This window comes from candidate division WOR-3 bacterium (assembly GCA_016867815.1).
GTDB lineage: Bacteria > Hydrothermota > Tepidihabitantia > Tepidihabitantales > Tepidihabitantaceae > UBA2258.
In genome coordinates, this window is sequence record VGIR01000048.1 from 1 (window position 1) to 24583 (window position 24583).

Annotated in this window: 16 protein-coding genes and 4 tRNA genes; 17 read left to right on the plus strand and 3 right to left on the minus strand. The window is 62.6% G+C overall.

Annotation, left to right across the window (positions count from 1 at the left end; genetic code table 11):
- Together FJY68_08475 and FJY68_08480 are read right to left on the minus strand one after the other, a co-directional pair.
- Positions 1–214: hypothetical protein (locus FJY68_08475; protein ID MBM3331869.1), on the minus strand; the 214-nt coding region annotated here is incomplete at its 3' end.
- Between the two features lie 249 nt (positions 215–463).
- Positions 464–2908, minus strand: coding sequence for a hypothetical protein (locus FJY68_08480; GenBank protein ID MBM3331870.1), 2445 nt, complete (start codon positions 2906–2908; stop codon positions 464–466).
- Between the two features lie 494 nt (positions 2909–3402).
- On the opposite strand from FJY68_08480, the gene FJY68_08485 reads away from it, so the two are divergent.
- The 11 genes from FJY68_08485 to FJY68_08535 all read left to right on the plus strand — a co-directional run bounded on the left by FJY68_08485 (position 3403) and on the right by FJY68_08535 (position 19651).
- Positions 3403–4398, plus strand: a complete 996-nt coding sequence (locus tag FJY68_08485; protein MBM3331871.1) for a pyridoxal-phosphate dependent enzyme — start codon at positions 3403–3405, stop codon at positions 4396–4398.
- 280 nt (positions 4399–4678) lie between these two features.
- The gene (locus FJY68_08490; protein MBM3331872.1) at positions 4679–5866 is read left to right on the plus strand and encodes a hypothetical protein; all 1188 of its coding nucleotides are present in this window, start codon (positions 4679–4681) and stop codon (positions 5864–5866) included.
- Between the two features lie 49 nt (positions 5867–5915).
- Positions 5916–8237, plus strand: coding sequence for a carbamoyltransferase HypF (gene hypF / locus FJY68_08495; GenBank protein ID MBM3331873.1), 2322 nt, complete (start codon positions 5916–5918; stop codon positions 8235–8237).
- Positions 8238–8390: 153 nt separating this feature from the next.
- Complete coding sequence (gene dnaA / locus FJY68_08500; GenBank protein MBM3331874.1) at positions 8391–9878, plus strand: chromosomal replication initiator protein DnaA; 1488 nt, start codon at positions 8391–8393, stop codon at positions 9876–9878.
- Between the two features lie 512 nt (positions 9879–10390).
- Entirely contained in the window at positions 10391–11383 is a 993-nt protein-coding gene (locus tag FJY68_08505) for a hypothetical protein (GenBank protein ID MBM3331875.1), read from the plus strand.
- Positions 11319–11774: a hypothetical protein gene (locus FJY68_08510; GenBank protein ID MBM3331876.1), complete on the plus strand. Its 456-nt coding sequence runs from the start codon at positions 11319–11321 to the stop codon at positions 11772–11774. Before FJY68_08505 ends, FJY68_08510 begins: the two co-directional genes overlap by 65 nt.
- Positions 11771–13546 carry a V-type ATP synthase subunit A gene (locus FJY68_08515; GenBank protein MBM3331877.1) on the plus strand — a complete coding sequence of 592 codons (1776 nt, stop codon included), beginning with the start codon at positions 11771–11773 and terminating at the stop codon, positions 13544–13546. The genes FJY68_08510 and FJY68_08515 overlap by 4 nt, the downstream gene beginning before the upstream one ends.
- The gene (locus tag FJY68_08520) at positions 13543–14922 is read left to right on the plus strand and encodes a V-type ATP synthase subunit B (protein MBM3331878.1); all 1380 of its coding nucleotides are present in this window, start codon (positions 13543–13545) and stop codon (positions 14920–14922) included. The genes FJY68_08515 and FJY68_08520 overlap by 4 nt, the downstream gene beginning before the upstream one ends.
- A gap of 45 nt (positions 14923–14967) precedes the next feature.
- The gene (locus FJY68_08525; protein MBM3331879.1) at positions 14968–15645 is read left to right on the plus strand and encodes an HAD-IA family hydrolase; all 678 of its coding nucleotides are present in this window, start codon (positions 14968–14970) and stop codon (positions 15643–15645) included.
- Positions 15646–15965: 320 nt separating this feature from the next.
- Positions 15966–18968 carry a PAS domain S-box protein gene (locus tag FJY68_08530; protein MBM3331880.1) on the plus strand — a complete coding sequence of 1001 codons (3003 nt, stop codon included), beginning with the start codon at positions 15966–15968 and terminating at the stop codon, positions 18966–18968.
- A 59-nt stretch (positions 18969–19027) separates the two neighbouring features.
- The gene (locus FJY68_08535) at positions 19028–19651 is read left to right on the plus strand and encodes a hypothetical protein (protein MBM3331881.1); all 624 of its coding nucleotides are present in this window, start codon (positions 19028–19030) and stop codon (positions 19649–19651) included.
- A gap of 30 nt (positions 19652–19681) precedes the next feature.
- Here the strand turns inward: FJY68_08535 and FJY68_08540 are convergent, their stop codons facing one another.
- The gene (locus FJY68_08540; GenBank protein MBM3331882.1) at positions 19682–21094 is read right to left on the minus strand and encodes a glycosyltransferase family 39 protein; all 1413 of its coding nucleotides are present in this window, start codon (positions 21092–21094) and stop codon (positions 19682–19684) included.
- Between the two features lie 93 nt (positions 21095–21187).
- On the opposite strand from FJY68_08540, the gene FJY68_08545 reads away from it, so the two are divergent.
- From FJY68_08545 to FJY68_08570, 6 genes are all read left to right on the plus strand, one after another.
- Entirely contained in the window at positions 21188–22969 is a 1782-nt protein-coding gene (locus tag FJY68_08545; protein MBM3331883.1) for a hypothetical protein, read from the plus strand.
- A 97-nt stretch (positions 22970–23066) separates the two neighbouring features.
- A tRNA-Glu gene (locus tag FJY68_08550) sits at positions 23067–23139 on the plus strand.
- A gap of 91 nt (positions 23140–23230) precedes the next feature.
- A tRNA-Gly gene (locus FJY68_08555) sits at positions 23231–23303 on the plus strand.
- A gap of 82 nt (positions 23304–23385) precedes the next feature.
- Positions 23386–23457: transfer RNA gene (locus FJY68_08560), tRNA-Cys, on the plus strand.
- A gap of 154 nt (positions 23458–23611) precedes the next feature.
- Positions 23612–23699: transfer RNA gene (locus FJY68_08565), tRNA-Leu, on the plus strand.
- Between the two features lie 207 nt (positions 23700–23906).
- Positions 23907–24272, plus strand: a complete 366-nt coding sequence (locus tag FJY68_08570; GenBank protein ID MBM3331884.1) for a hypothetical protein — start codon at positions 23907–23909, stop codon at positions 24270–24272.
- Positions 24273–24583: the final 311 nt, after the last annotated feature.

Genomic DNA, 24583 nt, shown 5'->3' on the forward strand with positions numbered 1-24583 from the left:
AGGCATACCCGCCCAAGCCATCGCCGGAACTGTTTGTTCGCTCGGAGACAATGCTCAGCCAGGCCTTTGACGCATTGTCGTACTCGGTCAAGCCCACAGCATGTGAGCCGTTGTTTTTGGTCAGGAGGTTGTACTCGCCGGAAGCGGATGTGCCCGGGATCGTGTAGGGAGATGTGCCGTAGAACTGCCAAAGGTGCACGTCGGCAATGAGCATTCCTGCCAACGCGCAAGTCAGAATGCAGACTCTCAACTTCTCTGTCAGAGCCATATCGCGACTCCCTTCATTGACGTTTGTTCCAAATGCAGCTATCATGAGCAAGGGCAGCAACAGGACGTAAGTCCTGAAACCTGTTTGTCTTGGCGGACGGCAGGGCTGCCCTATTCTCTTCGGTCAGAGCCGGTGGCAAGTCAGGTCATGCGCGCCTCCTTCCTGTTTGGTGTGCTGCCTTCACGCATTTGCAGGTCACTCCGCAATCACGAGCTTGTGAACATCTTCTGGCTTGAGGTGGGTGGCTTGCGGCTCCTCACGGACGAAGTACACACCCGGAGGTAGATGACTGATATCGTTCGGGCCGGGCAGCAGCGCCGCAGCCCTGCGGCCGGACGCGTCGTAGAGATCAGCCTGTGCCGTGGCGCGCAGCGGCGCGCCACGACTGAGCAGTGTCTGCGCCCGCGCAACCCGAGCGGGGACTGCCGGTTTCTCCTGTACCCCTGCGAAGACAACGCTGTCATAGACGACATGGATCGCGTCATCATAGGAGCCTCCCGCAATGTAGAAACGGTTGGTCTTCCGGTTTGGGACCAGCGAGCTCGCATACTCATGCGGAAGATAAACGCCCGAGATGACGCTATCGGTGCGAACGTCAACCACGAGGAGGTATTGGCTGGCGAAGTAGACAAAGTCGCCGGTGCGGTCGTCACACACGCTGGTCGAAAGACCTGGAACGGCGAAACTGGAGCCCACACTGTCGCCGCGCGCATCCACAGCGAATACGCTGTCCACTCCGGGCGGGTATCCTCTGATAACTATGATGGTCCAATAGACCTTGCCGGCACGGGAAGCGCAATAGACCTGGCGAGACCAGGTGTAGTAGGAATCCCTCATCGGACTCGGTATGCTGTCAATTGGGAGTCGCGTATCCACGTCGAATACGCAGAGACCCATGTACTGCGCCGCATATACTCTGCGGGCGGCAGGACTATAGCTGACTGACCCCGCGTTCGCCCCCCAGCACGTAGCATCCTTGACAATGCTATCGCTGTTGCAGTCGATGACGCAATACCGTGGTCCACCGCTGACCAACCAAAGCAGGTCGAACTCCGGCGTCAGCAGGGCCTCGCCGTGAATCCAATCTGGGTCTGCGTCGAGGGTGATAATCGTCGAGACGGTGTCACGCGAGCAGTCAACCACCGCTATGAAGAGACTGGTGTCTTGGTAGACCGACAGGGCGTATAGCTTGTTCTGGTTCGGGGACCAGATCAGCCTGAAGGGCAGGCCATCAATTCCTATTCTCCTGATCAGACTGTCCGTCCTGCAATCGTAAACGAGGATGCTGCTGTCCGCACTGCAGTACAGCTTGTTGTCACGAGAGTCGTGAGCCAGTGACCAGTACTCCCGTGAAACCTGCGAGAAATTGACATAGGACCTGACCTTGTTGGAGCGGCAATCCACGATCCCAATCCTGTTCACGGAGTTGCCGTAGGCACACACAAAGTACAGTTTGTTGTCCACGCTGTCTACAACCAGATTGCTGACGGGCACGCCCAAGGGCACGACACCCACCAAGGTATCTGCCTGGCCATCGAGTGCCGTAACCACATAGTCATGGTCGCTGACAAACACCCGGTTCGTGGACCGGCTGTAGTAGAGAGAATCCTCTGCGGTGAAGCGGAATCGCTTCAGCTCCTGTCCCGTGCGGCCATCCAAGACGTACTTCCAAGTGTAGTCGAGAGCGATCAGCATGACGTAGAGCTTGTTCTGCCGCGGCACGGGGGCCAGGGAGAGCGCCCTTCCCCAGAGGTTGTAGTCCCACAGGATGGAGTCGTTGTCACAGTCGAGCGCTATGAGGTGACTCCAGTAAGTGTAGTAGACACGATTGTGTGCCGGGTCGCAGGCGAGTTGCGCGTAGAGAGTGTCGAACCCGCGCCGATAGACGACGGTATCGGCCTTCGTGTTGAGCGCGAACAGCGATTCGCCGGCCGCTATGTACACCTTCCCGGCACTTGGCTGAAAGCAGACGGCCTGAGCTGCCCGAAGCCCATAGATACTGGCCACGACGCTGTCACGGCTGCAGTCCACAACCCTCAGGGAGTCCGTCGCGCCGACGTAGAGCTTGTTGCGGAAGTCATCCAAAACGCATCTGGCGCTAGTGGCGTTCATCGGAAGTGAGTCTGCAACGCTGTCGGTCTTGCAGTCGACGACTCTCAACGGTTCGGAGGCGCAGTAGACTCGGTCTACCCTCGGGTTGTAGTAGAGCCCTGTGACGAGCGAGGGGAACGGCAACCGTTTGATGACCTCGTACGTGTTGCAGTCCACCACAGCGACACCGTATTCGTCCGTGGTAGACACGTACAGCTTGTTGTGCGCAGGGACATAGCAGAGGGCATTCGTCGGGCCTGAGCGAATCCGGGCGAACCTCTCGCACGTGACAGCATCGGCGACAATTACGTCGCCGCCTTCGCCTCCGATGAAGATGCGCGGAAGAACCGTATCTTCATCAAAAGCCACGTGGTTGTTGCCGTTTGTTGGTCCCAGCGAATCCGGCAACAGGATTTGCCCCTCAAGAACTTGGCCCGAGGCTGCCGACGCCAGCACGGCCCCCATCGCCACCGCGCACAGGAGAACCTTGGCCCCCTCGGGCCAGCTTCCAAGGGAGTTTCTGTCACGGCCCCTGACACAGCGCCTCATGCGTACCTCCTAGCACAACCATGATCTTGACGGCCTCTACTCCGTTGCGGCGTGACACTCCGCGCCCCCGCGCACACGAGTACCTTGGCCTTGGCGGCCCGATTGTGAGGTTTTGAGTTCCGACCGAACGAACTGCGCTTCATTCCGATTGCCAAGTGCTGCCTCCAGGTTTCTCACAGAACTTGCACGAATCGGCGTCGAGGTTCCCTGCGTGGCAGGCACTGCGCCTGCCGCACCCTCAAGTCGACTCTATTGTAGAGTGGACACTCTCGTATGTCAACAGGAATTGGCGTCAGCGCGGAAGTCCGTCGGAACCCAGCGACAGAGGTAGAACATCTATGCCCCCCTTGCGTCCGTCAATTCTTGACACGCTTCGCAGACCCAGGGTGCCGTCCGAAATCCCTCCCCGCCGCGTCGGGAGCGCGCTCGGGCGGCACCGACCTTCTCCGGTCGCCGTGACTTGACAAGCGCAGCATCACGGTCTATCATCGGGCATGCGCCAGGCAACCGGCCGTCCGACCGGCTGGGGCGACCCGCCGGTGGTCGCTCCTACCCTTGACTCGGTCAGGCGCGCGAGCGAACGCCTGAAGGACGTCGCCCGTCGCACACCTCTCGTGCCCTTCGGGCCGCGGGAAGACGGCATCCTGCTCAAGTCCGAGGTTGAACAGCCCAGCGGTTCGTTCAAGATCCGCGGCGTCTACAACTGGGCGGCAGGACTCGCGCCCGATACGGTCCGGCGCGGCTTCTCCACTTTCAGCGCCGGGAATACCGCGCTGGCGCTCGCCCACTGCGCAGGTGGTCTCGGCACGACCTGCCGCAGCCTCCTGCCCGACTCCGCGCCGGAGCGCAAGGTGCAGGCGCTGCGGGACCGCGGCGTCGAGACCGTGCTGGTTGCCTTCGAGGAGATGGCAGACTACATCTTCAGCGCCGGGTGGCGAGACGAGCCCTACGCCTTCCTCCATCCCTGGACCGAGCCAGCGATGATCAGCGGACATGCGACCATGGGGCTCGAGATCGTGGAGGACCTGCCCGATGTCGAGACGGTCTTTGTGCCGGTTGGCGGCGGCGCGCTGGCTGCCGGCGTCGGCTGCGCAGTCGGGATGCTTGACCCCGCGGTCAGGATCATCGGCGTCCAGACGGAGTCTTACCCCTCCCTGGCGCAGAGTTTCCACGCGGGCCGGCCGGTGTGGATCGAGTCCCGCCCCACCATCTGCGACGGTGTCGCGGTGCCGTTCGTCACCGAGCATCTCTATCCCCTGCTGCGTGAGACTCTCGACAGCGTCCTCGTGGTGTCCGAGGAGCAGGTAAGGAAGGCGATCCGCCTACTGGCGCGTACGGGCGGGGTCGTAGCGGAAGGCGCGGGCGCTCTCGCGCTGGCCGCCGCCCTGGACATGCCGTTGGCAGACCGGGGTCTCTCCGTCTGTCTGGTAACGGGCGGCAACATCCCGGAGGCGCTGCTCGAGGAGATAGTCGGCGTGCAGCATTCGTAGGACGACGGCCGGCGAATACACCTTGACAAATGCGCCGGGCTGAATACCATAACTGCGTGCAGCACCGCTGTCTGGGCGGGTCGTCACCCTCGGAATCGCTGTCGGTGTGAGGCGCGCGTGGTCGATCTCAGGCAACGCCGTTTCTTCCCGGAGCGAAGACCCCGCCAGCCGCTACGCTGGGTTATCTGGGGTGCGTTCCTGTTGCTCTTCCTGGTGCTCGTGCTGTTCATGAAGCTCTTCAGGTAAGGCCGGACTGCGCTGAATGAAAAGGAGTCGCTAGATGACGAAACTTCACTGGAACTTCAAGGACGTGTTCCGCGCACTGCGTCTCGGCTTCTCAGCCAAGAAAGTCTGGATGCTGTCGCTCGGCCTGCTGTTCGGGTTCACCGGGTACGTGCTGCTCACCTACCTGGCCTACGTCGCCGCCGGCCTGGACTTCCTGGCTGTCTGGCAGACGTACCGTCTGCTGCCGCTGCCATCTCCGTATGAGTATGCTTTCCCCTGGTACTCCTGGGTAGTTTTCGGGGCCGGGGTGCTCTGGTTCATCTGCGTCCTGCTGCTGTCCGGCACGGCCGTTTCCAAGGTCGCCTACGAGCAGCTGCGCGGCGACGAGTTCTTCGAGTCGAAGGAGGCATTCCGTTTCGCAATCAAGAACCGTTCGGCGGTGCTTGGCAGCCCGCTCCTGATTCTGGCCTTCGTCGCCTTGATCGTCGCTTGCGGTCTCCTCCTCAGCCTGCTGGGCGCGATACCCGCCGCCGGCGAGATAATCGTCGGCCTGCTGGCAGTTCTTGGCTTCATCGCCTCCCTGTTCATCGTCTACCTGCTCGTCGTCTTCTTCTTCTCGCTGCTGCTGGGCCCGAGCGTGGTCGCCACCACCCACTCCGACACGTTTGACACCCTGTTTGAGGTTTTCTCGTGTGTCAACGAGCAACCTGCGCGCCTTCTCTCGTACACCGCGACGATCGCCCTGCTCGGGAAGGCGGGTTCCTTCCTGCTCGGGCTCGCGACCAGCGCCGCAGGCAGAATCGGCTACGCGATTCTCGGTAGCTTCATGGGCGAGAAACTGGCGATGGTGATGGGCAACGCCGCCTACTATTTCAAACTGGCGGCCCCGGACTGGTGCCCCGCTCTCTTGCAGCAAACGTTCATCGCGGAGATGAACCTCTACGGGTTCCCGCAGGTGTACCTGCCCGGAGACTACATCGCGCTGGGCTGGAGCCACGATGTCGCCGCGTTGCTGCTCGGTGTGTTGCTCTACCTTGTTGCTATCATGGTCGTCTCCTACGGCCTCTCGGTCTGGTTCACCGGCATGACACTGAACTTTGCGGTCCTCGCCTACAAGAAAGACGAGAAGAACATACTTGAGCTGCCAGAGGATGACGAGGAGTTGATCGAGCCGGTTCCCAACCCTGAGCTCAAAGACCTCGAACCCAAGCCTGTCGACGGGGAAGCCGACAAGAAAGACTGATCTCGACCGGCGGCGCAGAGGCTAAGCTTAGGTTTTTCAATAACTTAATCTGATATCCGTGCCCTCCTTGGTTGACGGCTACCGGGCTGTGATCAGGGGCCAGGTTCAAGGGCTGGGTTTCCGGCCCTACGTATACCGGCTGGCCAGGTCCCTTGGCGTGAACGGCTTCGTCCGCAACTCCGTCCGCGGCGTAGTCGTCGTCGTTCAGGGCAGACTCGCCAGCCGCTTCCTCAAGAGGCTCCGCTCGAGCCCTCCCCCACTGGCTGTGATCGCTTCTTTTGACATCTCCCGTGTCCGCACGCGAACATACCCCGAGTTCTCCATCCACCCCAGCAACTCGGAACGGGGCGCCGGGGTAGACGTCCTGCCCGACCTGGCTGTCTGCCGGGATTGCCGTAGGGAGATTTCGAACCCGCGCGACCGCCGCTATGGTTATGCCTTCACCAACTGCACACAGTGCGGTCCGCGCTACACGATCATCGAGCGTCTTCCCTATGACCGCCCCAACACGACGATGACGGACTTCCGGATGTGCCCTCGGTGTCAGGGTGAATACGCTGACCCCGATGACCGCCGCCACCATGCTCAACCCATCGCCTGCCCGGACTGCGGACCCAAGCTTACTTCCTTGCCTGCCAGTTCGGAACTCTCCGCGCTCGATGCCGCCGCTCAGAGCCTGCTGGATGGCAAGGTGGTAGCCATCAAGAGCCTGGGCGGGTTCCAGCTCGCCTGTGACGCGACCAATGACCAGAGCGTGAGGAGACTGCGCCGGCGAAAACACCGTCCTGCCAAGCCATTTGCCTTGATGTGCGAGAGCGTGGCCGTATGCCGAAGGTTTTGCCGCGTCTCGGCGACAGCTGAAGCGACAATGCGCTCCGTCGCGGCTCCGGTCGTGCTTCTGCCGAAGTCCCCACGGCCGACGATCCGGGTCGCCGACTCCATAGCCCCGCGGAACTCCCGACTCGGCGTGATGCTGCCCTACACGCCGCTACATTTGGTTCTGTTCGATCGTCTGCGCCGCGCGTGCGGCAGGCCAGCAGTGCTCGTGATGACCAGCGCCAATAGAACGGAAGACCCGATTATCGCCGATACCGGGGAACTGGCCGGTGCGCTGCCCGGCGTGTACGACCTGGTTCTGAGTCACAATCGGCCAATAGCGAATCGCTGCGATGACTCCGTGGCGATGACGGACAGTCACGGACCTCTCGTGCTGATTCGAAGAGCACGCGGCTATGCTCCCCGACCGGTGCCTCTGGGCAGGCTGTTTCACGTGAAACAGCCGGTGCTGGCGGTGGGAGGCGAGTCGAAAAACACCTTTGCTTTGGCCAGCCAACTCTCGGCGTACTTGAGTCCGCACATCGGTACGGTGGCGACTGCTGCCGGAGAGCAGTTTTGGCTTGAGACCCTCGCCAGGTACACAGAATGGACCGGCATCAGACCACAGGTGGTGGCGACGGACCTGCACCCCGACTATGCGTCGACTCGACTGGCAGAAAGGCTGAGCCGGGACCTCCACCTGCCCCTGGTCCGAATACAGCACCACTACGCACACATCCTGTCAGTGATGGCAGAGCACAACCTGCGCGGGCCGGTGCTCGGCATCGCTTTCGATGGAACCGGGTACGGGGCTGACGGTGCGATTTGGGGCGGAGAGATCCTGCTGGCGGATGGTCTGACTAAATGGCTTAGAGTAGGCCACTTAGGATACTTGTCGCTCAGCAACGCGGGCGACGAGATTGCAGACCCCCGGCGGGTGGCTAGCGAGTATCTTGGGCAGGTTGGAGGAAAGATGGGTCCCGGCACCCGGAAGTCGGGAGGCCGCAGTCACAACCAGGGAATCAAGTCGGCTGCGGGGTTGACAGCCGCGCGGACCTCATCAGTTGGGCGACTCTTCGACGCCGTGGCGGCTATCACCGGAGCCTGCCGTGTGGCCACTTTCGATGGTCAGGCCCCGGCCGCGCTGGAAGCCCTCGCCGATCCGTCGGAACGCGGCGATTGGTACACCGATGGTTTGCTCGACCTCTCGGTCTACCCTGCGCGGCTGCTCCCCGAACCGCTGCTGAGGGAGGTGGCACGTGAAACAGCGTGCGGCACTGCCCCGGCCCGGGTCGCAGCCCGCTTTCACAATACGCTTTCCGCTGCCACGATCCGGCTTGCCGATGCTCTCTGCGCCAAGTACGGAGTCGCTTCTGTCTGTCTGTCCGGCGGCTCCTTCCAGAATTCCCTGCTTCGCCGTCAGGTGACCGTCGGCCTACGTTCCCGTGGACGCGCCGTGTACGTGAACCGTCTCGTCCCACTCAACGATGGTGGTATCGCATACGGCCAAGTGGCTGCCCTTGCCTGCGCGCAACGTCCGCTCGCCAGCTTGTGATGCATCACGTCTGCCGCTTTTTTTCCGCGGCTCGAGACGGAACTTGACACTCAGACCCCCGAGCCTAAAATCGTCGCCGACCCTATAGCGATCCTACAATCCGTTCCCGTGTGACGGCTGACGTTTTGTCAGCGTAGTCGCTTTTGCCGCACCATGAGGCAGTGCGGGATTGTGGACGGTTTGGTGGATAACCGGCCGAGGCAATACTCCTCGTCCGTGGTCGTCAAGTATCTAAGGCGTACTATTTTCCGAAAGGGGCTGCAGATGGGTGTGGCTGACAGCGGCGTACAAGTACGCGTCGAGCGTGAAGCCCTGCTCGACGCCGAAGGACTCTGGGCCGCCATCCTCGACTACGTGAGGCCACGCGTAAGTCGCGAAGGGTTCGAGACTTGGCTTGCACCGACCAAGGGCGTTGCGCTTTCCGGCAATGTTCTTGAGGTCGATGTCCCCAATTCGTTCTTTGCCGATTGGTTGAGCCAGCACTACTCGGCGGAAGTGCAGGCGGCGATGACCAGCGTCTCCCGGCAGGAGTTGTCCGTTTCGTTCCGCCCGCGGGATGCGGCCGACACCGGGATCTTGATCCGACGCGCTCCGGCGCGCCGCCCCGTTGCCAGGCAGAATGGCTATCGGCTGCAATCGCATCTTTCGTTCGCGAACTTTGTTGTCGGCGAGTCGAATCGCCTGGCCGTCGCCGCCGCACGCAGTGTGGCTGAGCGGCCGGGGGCCGGCTACAACCCGCTCTTTATCTACGGCGGCGTTGGCTTGGGCAAGACACATCTTGTCCAGGCAATTGGCAACCTGGCGGTAGCTGCAAAGCCGGGCCTGAAGGTCTACTACACCGCCGCCGACGATCTGTTCGTTGAGCTCATTCAGGCCATCGAAAAGAACACCCGTCTCGAGTTCAAGAACAAGTACCGTTGCCTGGATCTCCTGCTGCTCGATGACGTTCACTACCTGGTCGGGAAAGAGCGGTTGCAGGAGGAAGTCTTCTATATCTTCAATTCTCTCCACGATGCTGGAAGCCAGATCGTGTTCACCAGCGACCGGCCACCGCAGGATATCCCTGCGCTTGAGGACCGGCTCGCTTCGCGGCTTGGTTCCGGTCTGGTAGTGGACATACAGGCGCCTGAATTGGAGACGCGCATCGCCATCCTCAAACAGAAGGCAGCCATGGATCACGCCGCGTTGCCCGACGATGTTGCCTACTTCATAGCTGCGCGCGTCCGAACCAGTGTTCGCGCCCTTGAGGGAAGCTGGATTCGCCTGCTGGCGCTCGCCTCGCTCGACGGCCGACCCATAACGGTTCCACTAGCTGAGGAGGCGCTCAAAGATCTGCTCCGGGAAGAAGAGCCGGTAGACCACGGTCGGATAATAAAGATCTGTGCCGAGCATTTCGGCGTTGCACATAGGGCCATCACCAGCGGGGGAAGAACAAAGCAACTGGCGCTTGCGCGGCAGGTGGCGATGTACCTTCTAAGGGCCAGCATGAGTCTTTCTCTCAAGGAAATCGGCAACCTTTTCGGCAACAAGGACCACACCACAGTAATGCACGCGATAAAGCGGGTGGGTGAACTGAGAGTGAACGACCCACAGTTCGCCGCTCGGCTGGAGAAGCTCTGCAGGATGACAACTCGTGGATAACCGCGTGGAATCAGCTGTGGATAGAGAGCACATCTGGCCTAGGCACAGCCACTCAACATAGTTATCAGTAACTGCCATCTGTATAAGTAGTTGTTTAGCATACTGTTAGCAGTTTCCCACACCAATACACAAACCAACAACAACAGCAGTATCTATTGCTATTCATGTCTGTTGGATGAGAAGGTAGAATAGCATGCCCAAGAATCAGTTTGATGCTATTAAAAAGGGCGACTAATTATAAATACCTTAGTCTGCTGGTTATTGACAATGAGACCCAGGTGGCCACAAGAACGAATAGGCCCTGCAATTCACTAGAACTAGCAGAGCAAGTGATTCCTCCCATGTTCAGAAGATGCCGCTTTTAACTACTGCACACTGGGACCACAAACACCATTCCTAATTTCAATTGTCTTGCGGCGAGCATGCCTCTGGTTGACACCATATCTGGGCTGAATATGATTACGTTCTGGCTGACTGGCATTAAGGCATTCAAAAGAGGATTCTAGTAGCAGATGGTCAAGTTGAGCGAGGACCCCAAGTACGGTTTCGCAATCGGACGCGTCCGTGCCCTTGAAGCCTCCTTGATAGACAGGGTGCGCTACGAGCGGTTCGTACACGCAAGGGATGGAGAGGAGTTTGTCGCGGTCCTAGGTGAAACAGCGTACGCCAGGCTGATGGAAGGCGTCGCAGCCGATGTGACGCGCGCGCTAGACAACGCGGCCACAGAGAATTCAACCTTCCTGTCCGCCTACGCCCTGGACAACTGGCTGGTTCACCTCTTCTCGCTACCGGCTGCTTCTCGCCGGTTGAAGGCAGACATCAAGCGGGCGTTATCGCAGGGGAAAGCAGATTTCTCTGTGCCGGAGGAACTGACAGCGACGGAGCAGGGTTCGGCAATCGCGCGGGCGGTTGCGGATGCAGTAGAAGCGTTTGCCACGCATGGAAACCCAGCCAACGTAGACATGGTGGTAGACCGTTTGACGCAGGAAGTCGGTTTGGCGGTGGCCGAGAGCAGCGAGTTCATGGTCGGGTATCTCGCCCTGCACGCCGACATCGAGAATCTGCGAACCGCAGTTCGTTTGCGGGCAGAGGGGGCTGGCGACGGGGATAGGGCCGAAGAATTGAGGACGGCTTTTCTGCCGGGCGGAACCTTGACACTTGCCAGCCTGCTGACGAGCCTGCAGCAACCTTGGCCCGCCATGCTGGAGTTGCTGGCGAAGGCGCCGCCGTACGGAAAGGGAAGTGAAGCTTTCGGCGAGTACCTCGAGCAGGGCCGCATTGCTGTCAGCGAACGTCGTTCTTTCACGCGCATGGAGCGGTTGGGCCGCGAAGCGGAACTGCGCTACCTGCTCCAGACCCGCTACGCAACGCTGGGGCACGAGCCGCTGGTGACCTTTTTCCTCCTGCGCGAGAACGAGCTGCGCAACCTTCGCCTGCTATATGCCGCGAAGCTGGCCGGCCTGGCGGCGGAAGAGACACGGGAGTTGGTGGCATATGCCGAATAGCGAGCCGCACGGCAGGGGAGACCTTTCTGCCGGCAGGATCGGTGTAGTCGGCCGGGCAGAAGTTATCGCGCCATTCCGCGCCGCCGGGTTTGCCGTCCATCCGGTCGAGCCTGGACCCGGCGCCAGCGCCGAGGTTGAGGCGCTCATCGCTGCGGGCCTGTCGGTGTTGTTCTACACCGAGGATCTGGCTGCGCACCTGGGCGAGTTGCTGGGTCGCTACAGCCGGAGCGCGACTCCCTGCCTGGTGATGCTGCCCATGGGCGCCGAGCAGCGCGGTTTCGAGCGGCTCAGGGAGATTGTGAGGCGCGCGGTCGGCGCGGACATCTTTGGGCGCGCGCACGCCCTTGCTGGAGAAGAAAGAGCGGTTCCATCCAAAGGAGACCAGCGATGATTGAAAGCAAAGGTACGATTATCAGAGTTTCGGGTCCTCTGGTGGTGGCTGAAGGCCTTGCCGGTGCGAAAATGTACGACGTAGTGAGGGTAAGCGAAAAGCGGCTGGTGGGCGAGATCATCGAATTGGAGGGAGACCGCGCGTCAATCCAGGTATACGAGGAAACAGGCGGGGTGGGGCCCGGCGAGCCCGTCTTTGCCACCGCCGAGCCGCTTTCGGTCGAACTCGGTCCCGGGTTGATCGAGTCCATCTACGACGGCATACAGCGGCCGCTGAACGTCATCCAGAAGCAGGCCGGAGACTTCATCAGCCGCGGCGTCGAGGCGTCGCCGCTCGACCGGCAGAAACGCTGGAGTTTCACTCCGCTGCGCCGAACCGGTGACCGGGTCGAACCCGGCGACATCGTGGGCGAAGTTCAGGAAACCGTGCTGGTGCGCCACCGGGTGATGATGCCGCCGGGAATGGCGGGCGAAGTCGTCCACATCGGGCCCGGCCAATTCACGGTCGAAGAACCCGTCGCCGTCATCCGGACGCCGAACGGAGAGCAGCCGCTAAGGATGTCCCAGCGCTGGCCGGTGCGCAGGGCACGTCCCTTCCGCCGGAAGCTGCAGCCCGATCAGCCGCTCGTGACCGGCCAGCGAGTGGTCGATACGTTCTTTCCGATTGCCAAGGGAGGAACCGCCGCCGTGCCCGGACCGTTCGGTTCGGGCAAAACCGTTATTCAGCACCAGTTCGCCAAATGGTCGGACGCGGAGATCATCATCTTCGTCGGCTGCGGCGAACGTGGGAACGAGATGACCGACGTGCTGATGGAGTTCCCGCACCTCGTCGACCCCAAGTCGGGTGAGCCGCTCATGAAGCGCACCGTTCTGATCGCCAACACCTCAAACATGCCGGTGGCCGCGCGCGAGGCTTCGATCTACACCGGCATCACGCTGGCCGAGTACTACCGCGACATGGGCTACTCGGTAGCTTTGCAGGCCGATTCGACCTCGCGCTGGGCCGAGGCGATGCGGGAGATCTCCGGCCGGCTGGAGGAGATGCCGGGCGAGGAAGGCTATCCTGCCTATCTCGCAACCCGGGTGGCCGAGTTCTACGAGCGAGCCGGGCGAGTTGTTTGTCTGGGCCGAACCCCGGAAGGTAAGGAACAGGAGGGCGCCGTCTCGGTGGTCGGAGCGGTTTCACCTCCGGGAGGAGACCTGAATGACCCGGTGGTCCAGGCTACCCTGCGCGTAGTCAAGGTCTTCTGGTCGCTCGAGGATAGACTGGCGTTCCAGCGGCACTTCCCGGCAATCTCCTGGTTGAATTCTTACTCGCTGTACGCCGACGTTCTCCGGGAATCGTTTGACCGGCTGGCAACCCCCGAATTCACGAAGGATGCGAGCGCAGCCATGCAGCTGCTTGAGAAGGAAGCCGAACTGGAAGAGATCGTCCGGCTGGTCGGCAAAGACACGCTCTCCGCGCAGGACCGGCTGGTGCTCGAGGCGGCGCGGTCGATCCGCGAAGATTTCCTGCACCAGAATGCTTTCCACGAAGTCGACACCTACGCGTCGCTTCCCAAGCAGGCCGCCATGCTGAGCGCGATCCTGCGTTTCCACGACCTCGGGCGCGCCGCGCTGGCGCGAGGCGTTGGCATCGAGCTGGTAGAGCGCGTCAAGGTGCGGGACCGGATAGCCCGGATGAAGTACCTCACCGAGGCCGAGGCGCCGGCGGCGATCCAGCAGGCCTGCGCCGACCTCGAAAAGGAACTGGCCGCACTGGAGGCGAAATGATCCGCGAATACCAAACGGTCACGTCGATAGCCGGCCCGCTGATGCTGGTTTCCGGTGTGGACGGTGTCAAGTACCAGGAACTGGTTCAGATCACCTTGCCGACCGGTGACGTCAGGCGTGGACAGGTGCTGGAGGTCGAAGGCGACAAGGCCCTGGTGCAGGTTTTCGAGGGAACGACCGGCATCGATGTGCCTTCGGCCAAGGTGCGCTTCATGGCCCGCGGCATAACGCTCGACCTGTCGCCGGAAATCCTCGGACGCGTCTTCGGCGGGCTCGGGCGGCCGCGCGACGGCGGGCCAGCGATGATTCCTGACCGGCGTGTGGATGTCAACGGCGCGCCTATCAACCCCTATGCGCGCGAGTACCCGAACGAGTTCATCCAGACGGGAGTCTCGTCCATAGACGGGCTGAACACTCTGGTCCGCGGACAGAAACTGCCGATCTTCTCCGGCTCAGGCCTGCCCCACAACCGCCTGGCCGCACAGATAGTCCGGCAGGCACGCGTCCTGGGGACGAGCGAGCCGTTCGCGGTCGTGTTCGGGGCAATGGGGATCACGTTCGAGGAGTCGGAGTTCTTCATTCGCGACTTCACCCAGTCCGGCGCCATCGAGCGCACCGTCTTGTTCCTCAACCTCGCGGACGAGCCGGCCATCGAGCGGATCGCGACCCCGCGGGCCGCGCTCACGGCTGCCGAGTACCTGGCGTTCGAACTGGGCATGCACGTCCTCGTGGTGCTGACCGACATGACCAACTACTGCGAGGCACTGCGGGAGGTGTCCGCCGCGCGCAAAGAGATACCCGGCCGCCGCGGTTTCCCGGGCTACCTCTACACCGACCTTTCGTCGATCTACGAGCGCTGCGGACGCATCAAGGGCCGAAAGGGCTCGATCACGATGATGCCGGTACTGACGATGCCCGAGGACGACAAGACACACCCCATACCGGACCTGACCGGCTACATCACCGAGGGCCAGATCATCCTCTCCCGCGCCATGCACCGGCGCAAGATCGCCCCGCCCGTAGACGTGCTCCCTTCGCTCTCGCGGCTCAAGGACAAGGGTATCGGCGCGGGGAAAACCCGTGAGGACCACGCCGACCTTTTCAACCAGCTCTATGCCTGCTACGCGCGCGGCAAAGAAGCGGAGGAGCTCGAGATCATTCTCGGAGACGCGGCGCTGACCGAAGCGGACAAGCAGTATCTGCGCTTCGCACGCGAGTTCGAGCGGCAGTACATCTCCCAGGGCGAGTTCGAGAACCGGACAGTGGAGCAGACCCTGGACCTCGGCTGGAAGCTGCTGGCCGGCTTCCCGCGGGGCGAGCTGAAGCGCGTGCGCGACGCCTACCTGGAAAAGTATTGGCGGCCGGCAGCGAAGTAGAAAGCCCGCGGTTGCTGAACGGCAACCGCCCCGCGCCGTAGGGGTATCCGCATCCTCCGGTACTCCGCCGCGCTCTTCGACCTTGATGGTACCCTGATCGACTCGGCGCAGGATATAGTTGCCTCGGCACGGTACGCGCTGGGGAGCGTGTTCCCGGGGCGCGACCTGCCCGACCCCGAAGACGTTCTGGCCCAGATCGGCAGGCCGCTGGAGGCAATGGTGCGTGAACTGGGCTTTGCGGCGGGCGAGGGCGAAGCTCGGCGATTCGCAGACGCATACCGGGACCACTACGCGGAGCATTTCAACGCTCACACCCAACCCTACCCGGGGGTGGAGGAATTGCTCACCTACCTGAAGGCGTCCGGGGTCAGGCTGGCCCTGGTAACGACCAAACACCAGTCGCAGGCCGACTTCACGCTCGCAGCCTTCGGCCTGACGGGCTACTTCGATTATGTTCACGGTTGGCAGGAGGGCCGTGAACACAAACCGCATCCGGAGCCGGTCCTGACCGCCCTCGCGCGTCTGGCCGTGCCGCCCGGCGCGGCGATCATGGTCGGGGATTCCGAGTTCGACATTCAGTCTGCGAAGGCGGCCGGGGTTGATACCTGTGCGGTTACCTACGGATTCCGGCCGGCCTGGCTGCTCAGGTCTTTCCGGCCCGATTTTCTCGTCGCGCGCGCTACGGATGTCGCGCCGATCGTCGTTTCGCAGGACGCGGAATGAAGCGGCGGCTGTCGCACAATGCGACTACCGCTGCCACGAGACACGTCAGCTGCTCCGCGGCTTCCGCGGTATCCCGACGCGCGGGGCCGCAAACGACAGTCCGGCAACAGGATATGCCAACGCTTGGGCAGGCCGCATCGGAACGGAAGCTGCAGGAATGCCGGGGTTGCGATGTTTCCGAGAAGCGGGACGCTTGTACCCAGACACTTGACTGCGTTGGGAGCGGAAGTAGAATGCAGCTCGATGCCCCCTGCACAGCCGGGAGACGCAACGGTCCCTGCGTTTGAGGTCCGGGCCGGAACGGTGGAGCTGCTTTCCGGATGAATCCACGGACGAACCCCGCATTTCCTTTTGTCGCCGACATTGCCTTCCAGGACGGCGACTTTGTGTTTGCCACTGACCGGTTCGGATGCCTCGTCTACTGGAACAAGGAGGCCGAACGGATATCCGGCTACAGGGCAGAGGAGGTACTGGGAAAGCCGTACGCTCTCGCCTGCCGAATCGAGCCGGACGCCACCACTGTAGATCTCGCGGCCATCCTCGGGGGGCGCGACTTCGCGGGAGGCGTTCGCTGCCATTCGCGGAGTGGTGGAGCCTTCGCGCTCTACCTGTTCGCGACCGCGGGACGCGATCCCGCCGGCCTGCCGGCCGGGGTCGTGTTCGTCGGCCGGGACGTGACCGGTCTCTGGCGGGCCGAGGAGGCGGCCGCGGCATCCACCAACAAATACCGCGCTCTCTTCGAGCACAGCATCGATTCGGTGGCGATAGCCGAAATGGACGGACGAGTGATTGAGGCCAACCCCGCGTGCCTGCGGCTATACGGCTACACGGCCGACGACGTCCGGGGGATGAAGCTCGCCGACGTGGTGGCGCCGGAAGACCGTGGCGCTGGCGCCGACGCGATGGAGAAACTGGCGGCGGGCCGGCTCGTGGTCAAGACTATCCGAATGCGCCGAAAAGACGGGTCGAGGTTCGTCGCGGACCTCGTCGCGTCGGTCATGACGGTAGGCGGCGAACGGCGGATAATGTCGGTCACGCGCGACGTGACCGATCGAGTGCGCGCCGAGCAGGCGCGGAGCCAATCGGAGAGGATCTATCGCACGGTGTTCGAATCGGCCAACGACGCCGTGTTCATCGAGTCGGTGGACGGGCGCATTCTCGACGTCAACCGAAACGGTTGCGGCCTGCTCGGCTACCGCAAGGACGAATTGTTGAAAATGAAGGTGGCGGACCTGGTTCCGCCAGAGGCACGCACCTGGCTGCCGCACGTGACCGACGCGATTCTGCGCGACAGGGCCTTCCGCTCCGAGGCGGTCAACTTGCACAAGGACGGACGGCACATCCCGGTGGAAATCAGCGCCGCGACGATGGAACTGGACGGCAAGACCGCCGTGCTGGTAATCGTGCGGGACATCTCCGAACGCAAGCGTGCCGAACAGGGGCTGCGCGAGAGCGAGGAGAAGTTTCGGAGCGTCGCGGAGCAATCGCCCAACATGATCTTCATCAACCAGTCGGGTCGGGTGGTCTACACCAACCAGAAGAGCGCCGACACCATGGGGTACGCCCAGGAGGAATTCTACTCACCCGGATTCGACTTCATGCAGCTCATCGCGCCGGAGTCGGTGGAGCAGATCAAGGCAGTCTACGCCCGCCACGTCCGGGGCGAGGACGTGGAGCCGTACGAGTACACGTTACTTACGAAAGACGGGCGGCGGATCGAGTCCATCATCACGACCAAGCTCATCGAGTACCGCGGGGCGAAAGCGATCCTCGGCATCATCACTGACATAACAGAGCGTGTCAAGGCTGACCGCGACCTGCGCGAAGAGAAGGAGAGGTCGCAGACCTACCTGGCGCTGGCCGGAGTGATGCTCGTAGCGCTTGACGCCGCCGGCAGCATCACCCTGCTGAATCGGCGGGCCTGCGAAGTGCTGGGGGTCGTAGAGGCGGAGGCGCTGGGCCGCAACTGGTTCGACAACTACATTCCGGAACGCAGCCGCCTACGGGTCAAAGAGGCATTCGCATCGCTGATGGCAGGCAGAATTGAGCCGGTGGAGCGCTTCGAGAACCCGGTGCTCGGTGCCGGCGGCGAGGAGCGGCTGGTAGTCTGGCACAACGTGCTGCTGCGCGACCGACAAGGCCGTCCGACCGGCACCCTGAGTTCCGGGGAGGACGTGACCGAGCGGGAGCGGGCTGTGAATGCACTGCGCGAGAGCGAGGAGAAGTATCGCAGCGTGGTCGAGCGGGCGAGCGACGGCATCTGTGTTGTACAAGACGGTCGGATCGAGTATCTCAACCCGAGGCTGGCCGAGATTGCCGGGTACGCACCGGAGGAGCTGGTCGGCAAACAGTTCATTGAATACCTGCATCCGGACGACCGGGCAACCGTGGTCGACCGATACCGTCGTCGGCTCGCCGGCGAAAACCCGCCCTCCACGTACAGGGTCAGAATACTGACACGGAGTGGTGAAGCAGCGCCGGTGGAGATCAACGCCGCGCTTTCGACCTTTGAGGATGCACCGGCCGACATAGTGCTGGTGCGCGACATCACCGAGCGGGCTCAGGCCGAGCAGGCGCTGCGCGAGTCCGAGCGGCACTACCGTTCCGCGCTGGAAGCGATGCGGGATCCGGTTCACGTCGCCGATGCCGACCTGCGGATTGTCATGGTGAACCGGGCATTTGCGCTCTGGCTGCAGCAGAGCGGGCTCGACGACGCAGTGCTGGGGAAGACCGTTTTCGAGGCCTTCCCCTTCCTGCCAGACCGAGTCAGGGAAGAGTACCGGCGGGTCTTCGAGAACGGCGAGACGGTCGTTACCGAGGAAGAGACCGCTGTCGGCGGACGGTCCTTCTACACCGAGACGACCAAGACGCCGGTGACCGAGCAAGGCCGGGTGGCTCGCGTTCTGACCGTGGTCAGGGACTTGACCGAGCAGAAAAGGCTCGTGCGGGTCGCCGAGGAGACCGGCGACGTGCTCCGCGCCGTCCTTGACAACTCGCCGGAAGCGATTGCCGGCGAGTGCGAGAACGTGCTGGTGTACGCCAACCAGCGATTTGCCCGGCTGTTTGGCTACGACGCGCCGGCCGACATCATCGGCCGGCCCGCCAGCGACTTCGACGCGCCCCTGGACCGGGAGCGAATGGTCGGATACACCCGGCTGCGCGAGCAGGGAAAAGATGCTCCGACCAGCTACTCGTTCCACGGCCTCAGGCGTGACGGGACCCTCATCCCGCTGGAGGCGACCATCAGCACCTATTGGTCGCTCGGCCGACTGCACGTGCTCGGGTTCATCCGCGAGGTAGAGGCGGGCCGCGCCGGCAGCTGAGGCGAGCCCCGCGGACGGCCCTGCGTTGACATTCCCTCCACCGCCCCTATGCTGAATTGATGTCGGTTTCGTCCCAAGACCAGAACGGCGTCTTCCGCGAGCACCTCGCCCGCGCTGCCCGCGCCACCTTCTACCTGCGGGTTCTTTTCTCGCTGGCGCTGCTCTTTCACGCCGGGTTCGGTCCCGGTCTGCTGCTGCGGTTTCGTCTCACCGGCTGTGGCTCGGTCGAGCCCGTGGCGCAGCTCTACGCTTTCCGGCCCGTGATCTACGCCTACCTGCATGTGGCTCTGGTCGCGGTCCTGGGCGCTTTGTGCCGGCGGGCGGTCGGTCTGTTTGAAGCCGAGTACCTGCAGGACACAGCGCACGAGGTTGCGCGAGGGGGACGCGAGAGCGACCTGCGGCTGCTCCGCATCAGTCCGAGGCCTTTCGTATTGTCGAGCCACATCGCCGTGGACACGGTCATCTTCAGCGCGGCCCTGCTCGCCTTTTCCTTCTGGATCGTGATACTGGCCGAAACCACGCCCGCCAATATGCTAAGCTACCAGGTAGCCGGCATCGTGCTCGGCTCCTACGGTCTTTTCGCCTCGCTCATCATCATGGGCCTCGTCTGGTTCAATGCCGCGCGGCGGCTCGCCCGGCTCAAGGCTGACGCCAGTGCGCCGAGTAGCGAGCACCAGGTCTGATCATCCGGTTCGGAGCGCGTGCCTGCGCTACTACCTGAGCCGGTAGAGCCGCAACTTCCACGGACTTTTCGTCTCCGCCACCAGCGTGCGGTCCGGGAACCGTGACAGCAGGCCCTCGAAGATTGTGAGCACCACCGGGTTGTCGGAGCCGGGCCGCACGGCCAGCCCGGCGTAGAGAGGGCGGTCGCCAGCGAGGACCGAGTCGAGCGGGATCGGTACGTTGAACTCGACAAAGCGGCGGTAGTCGCGCCAGCCCCAGGCGTAACTCACCAGTTCGGACACACCCGCGTCGCACAACAGCAGGGCGGACGCAGGCACGTTGTCGAGCAGCAGTCGCTGGTAACCGGCCTGTACCCTCAGGTAGCGGTCGTGGCGTAGCTGAATGGCGATGCTCAGCAGTGCCATGCACGTGACCGCCGCGTACTTGAGCCATCCGGCGCGAAGCCGTCCGAGCAGGCGGTCGGCGGCCAGGATGAAGCCCATGATGAAGAAAGGCAGTCCGGGCAGGAGGTAGCGGAGTCCGAGGGTCAGGCGGGCCGGCAATTCCGGCGCGTCGTAGGTGAACGAGAAGAGGCAGTAGACGCCGAGCAGCGTGTATGCGGGGAGGCCCAGGAGCAGCCGTCGTCCCTTGCCCGCAACGAGCGGAGCGGCCAGCATGAGCGGATAGAGTATCAGGAGCGCGGTTCCGTAGTACCGGGCGTTGTGGAGGAAGAAGGCGGGGGAGAAGGTGCCGGTCAGATACATCGGGAATGAGATCGGTGAACCGTAGGCGTACGCGTTGTAGGCTGCTATCAGGCCGGCCAGGGGCGCGAAGCCGGCCATCAGCATCAGGGCCAACCGCAGACGCGGACCGTCCGGCCGCAGCGCGAGTATCAGGAACACCGGGGCGAACACCGCGTTGGAGTAGCGGACGAGGCAGGCGAGGCCAAGGAGGAATCCCGAACCGATCAGCCACCTGCCCCGGCGCAGCAGGCAATAGAACGCGGCGAGAACCAGGGTCGCGGCCAGCAGGTCGCTCATAACGGTGCGAGAGAGGATAACCACTGCGGGGTAGAACAGGTAGAGCAGCGCCCACGCCGGGTCGATTTCGGGGTCCAGCCGCTTCATTATCAGGACCATGAACGTGGTCCCGGCGAGCGCGAGCAGCATTCCGGAGACAAAGACCAGTCGCCAGCCCAAGAGCGTGAACGGCAGGAGAAACAGCGAGGTGCCGGGCGGGTACTTGCTGGCCAGTCGGCCGCCCGTTTCGACCGTCATGTGGGGGGCCGGGACAGACGACCCTTCGTAGGAGAGCCGGCCGGTCCGGAACAGGAAAGCCCCGGTCAGATAGGCGTCTTCGTCGACGATGGCGGTCGTGCGCGGGTAGAGCGCCAGAAAGGTCAGCACATACAGCAGGGCACCGACAACTACGAGTCCTGCCGAACGGCCGTACCGTGGTTTCATCCGGCAGGATGATAGGACTGCGGTGAACCAAGTCAAGGAGGGACGGACGGGCAACGGTTGACTTCAGAGGCAACGTCAATAGAATGAACCTCTATGCCTATGCTAAGCGATATGCGCAAGCGCGTCCGCGTCGTCATGCTGGTCGTGGCCGCGACCTTCGTCGCCGGCTTCCTGATGGGCGAAATCTGGCAGATGCTCGCCCGGAAGGGGGACCGACGTTCAGCCAACCCGCAGGGCCTCGTCGCCAAGGTCGGAGACCACAATGTTACCCCGGAGGAGTACAGGGGGGTGGTCAGCTATATCACCGATAAGTATAAGAGTGACAACCGTTTGCGCGATCTCTCCAACGATGACTACCAGGCGATCGAGCAGCAGGCCTGGGAGTATCTCCTCAGCGAACTGACGTGGCAGAAGGTGCTGCGGGGCCAGCGGGTCGGCGTCACCGAGGCCGAGATAATGGAGATCGTCAAATCCAACCCGCCCGAGGAGCTGCGCAACAAGCCCGAGCTTCTCACTGACGGCAACTTCGACCCGCAGAAGTACCAGCAGGTCATGAACGCGCCTGAGAACCGCGAATACTTCACCAAGTACTTCCGCCAGGTGCTGGAGATGCTCCCGCGTGAGAAACTGAGGATCGACGCCATCAACGCCTACCGGATCACGAACCCCGAGGCAGAAGACGCGCTGGCCGCATCCAACACCCGTTGGAAGACCACGTCGCTCTACTTCGGGGCCAAAGTCCTGAAACAGAGGTACGAACCTACCGAGGCCGAGGCCAAGGCCTGGTTCGAGGCCCACCGGGACAGCTTCCGCACCAAAGAGACACGGCAGCTCCGGTACGTCTTCTTCCCGCTGGCCGTCAGTCGGCAGGATTCGGCCGCTGCGAAAGAGATCATTGATCGGGCCTACGACCAGTTGCTCAAGGGCGAGACCTTCAACCTCACGACGCTCGACTACAGCGATATGGAGGGCGAGACGCTGTCGGTCATGACGCCGCGTTCCGGCGTCGGCGCAGAAACAGACAGCGCCCTGGCCAGGCTCAAGCCCGGCCAGTACAGCCCGCCCTACCTGGCCGCGTATGGCTGGCAGATATCCCTCCTCGACAGCGCCAAGCAAGACTCGGTGGCCTACCGCCGCATCGTCGTCCGCGTCAAAATGGGCTCCGAGGTGCTGGCCACGGTGCGGGACACGGTCCGTGGTTTCATCGAGAAGACCGCCGCGGAGGAATTCGACGCCATCGCGGCTCAGTTCGGTCTGGCAGTGCAGCAGACGCGCCCGCTCGTGGGCGACCAGAAGGATCTGCCCGGACTCGACGTCGAGAATACTGCGCAGCTTGTCGAGTGGGCGACGAAGGCCAAGCCCGGGCAGGTCTACGACCTCCCGCAACGTGGTGCCGGTGGGTACTACGTCTTCGAACTGGCGGACGTGAAGCCCGCCGGGATCGCAGACTTCGAAAAGGTGAAGCAGGGAGCGGTGTTCCGGCTGCGTATGGAAAAGGAAAGGCAGGCCTGGAACGAAGTGGCCCAGCAGGCGCTCGCTGCCGTCAAGGCCGGCAAGAGCTTTGAGCAGTTCGCCGCGGAGAACCCCGGCGTCGAACTGCAGACGGATTCGTGCTCCGGAATCGTGGATTGTCGGCGCAGGAAGGGACCCGAGTTTGCCGGTGCGTTGGCCGCGCTTAAACCCGGCGAGAAGCACGGCGTCGTCGAGACCAACTGGGGTGCGTTCATCATCCGGTGCGACGAGCGGACGACCGTTCCGACGCTCGAACCGGCGGCATATCTCGACCGGCGCCGGGCCCAGGTAGGACAGGACATGATGGGCGAACTGCTCAAGCGTCCCGAGGTCAAAGACTACCGGGACGCGCTGGCATATTGACAACCCGCTGCGGCGGGATAGATTTAACCTGGAGTCGGGCGCTGGATGTCGGAGCCTGACGTGGTGCATGGCGCGCTGTGTGCCCTGCCGGACATATGGCCCCATCGTCTAGCGGTTGAGGACATCACTCTTTCAAGGTGAAGACATGGGTTCGACTCCCATTGGGGCCGGAATCAGCTCAACGGCGAATGCCGAACGCCGAACTCCGGAGTTCGGATCCGAATCCGACGGTTGTCGTTCGGCGGTCGGCGTTTCCGTGATGCGGGAGTAGCTCAGTTGGTAGAGCACTACCTTGCCAAGGTAGGGGTCGCGGGTTCAAATCCCGTCTCCCGCTTGTTCGAAGTGCGAAGGCCGAAGTCCGATCGCCGAAGGTCTGGATTTGTCCTTCGCACTTCGTCCTTCTTACTCTCCTCCCTGGCGGCTTAGCCAAGCAGTAAGGCGACGGTCTGCAAAACCGTTATACTCGGGTGCGAATCCCGAAGCCGCCTTTCCCGCTGTAGATTCAAGGTCGAAGATCCCAGATCAGCCGACGTGCTGAGCGGCCCGCTTCCGGCCGCCCGGCCTTCACCCCTCACCCCCGCAATCCGCAATGACTTTGACATCCCCGATCTTCAACCTACAATCTGCAAGCTTCAATTCGCTGCCGGGGTGGCGGAATTGGCAGACGCCAGGGACTTAAAATCCCTTGACCCGGATACGGGTCGTGCCGGTTCGACTCCGGCCCCCGGCATCGTCTCCAAGGTTCCGTGAAGTCCTGGTTCACGCCGTCGGCAGTCACCCACTGCTTCTGAGCCAGACTGGGGCCCAATTCCCCGCTTGACCTCTCCCGCTGCGCGCCTATGCTCATCGCAGGCTGCGCCCGCTTCCCGGGTGCGGCGTGCAGCAAAGGCAGACAGCGGGGCCGGTGAATGGCCGGCCTCGACACCAAGGAGGCAGCATGTTCGTACCAGATACGGTTGCGATAGGCTACAACTACACCGCAGTGTTGGGCGCGGTCAGGACAGCCATGGTCGCATCAGGCGTGCTGGCAAGCCTGGTCCAGATGCTCGTAACGCTGGTCGCAGCCGCGTTGATATCGGCCGCGGTCCAGGGATTCAAGGCCGAGTGGAGAGCCCTGCGCAAGAAGCCGTTTGCTGGCGCCCCGGCCCGCATCCTGGTCTACGTGGTGTCCGGCATGTTCCAATTGTACAACGGCTACGTCAACGGCATCCCGACCTGGGAGATCGCCATCCTCGCGCTCCTGACCGCCCTCGGCGCGACCGGAATCTACCACTTCGTGTTCAAGCGACAGCCTGCGCCGTGACCGCGAAAAACGCAGGTTGTCCCGGGAGGCCGGCAGGACAGAAGCCGACAGGCTGACCCGCGGCGGGCCACAAGCACCTGTACGGCCGCTGCAGGCAGTAGGGGCGGGCGCAAGCCCGCCTCTTCCTCTTGGCAGACGACCGGTAGCCAACAGACGCAACTTGACACTTGAGCGGGTGGGGCTATACTACGGAGAGCACTAAATGTTTGACAGCTTGAGGTCATGTTGCCGCATATCGGACGTGCTCTTCCGCAAAGTAACTCCTGACCACTTCTGGCTGGCGTTGCCGGCTGCGTAGGTAGGATCGGGCC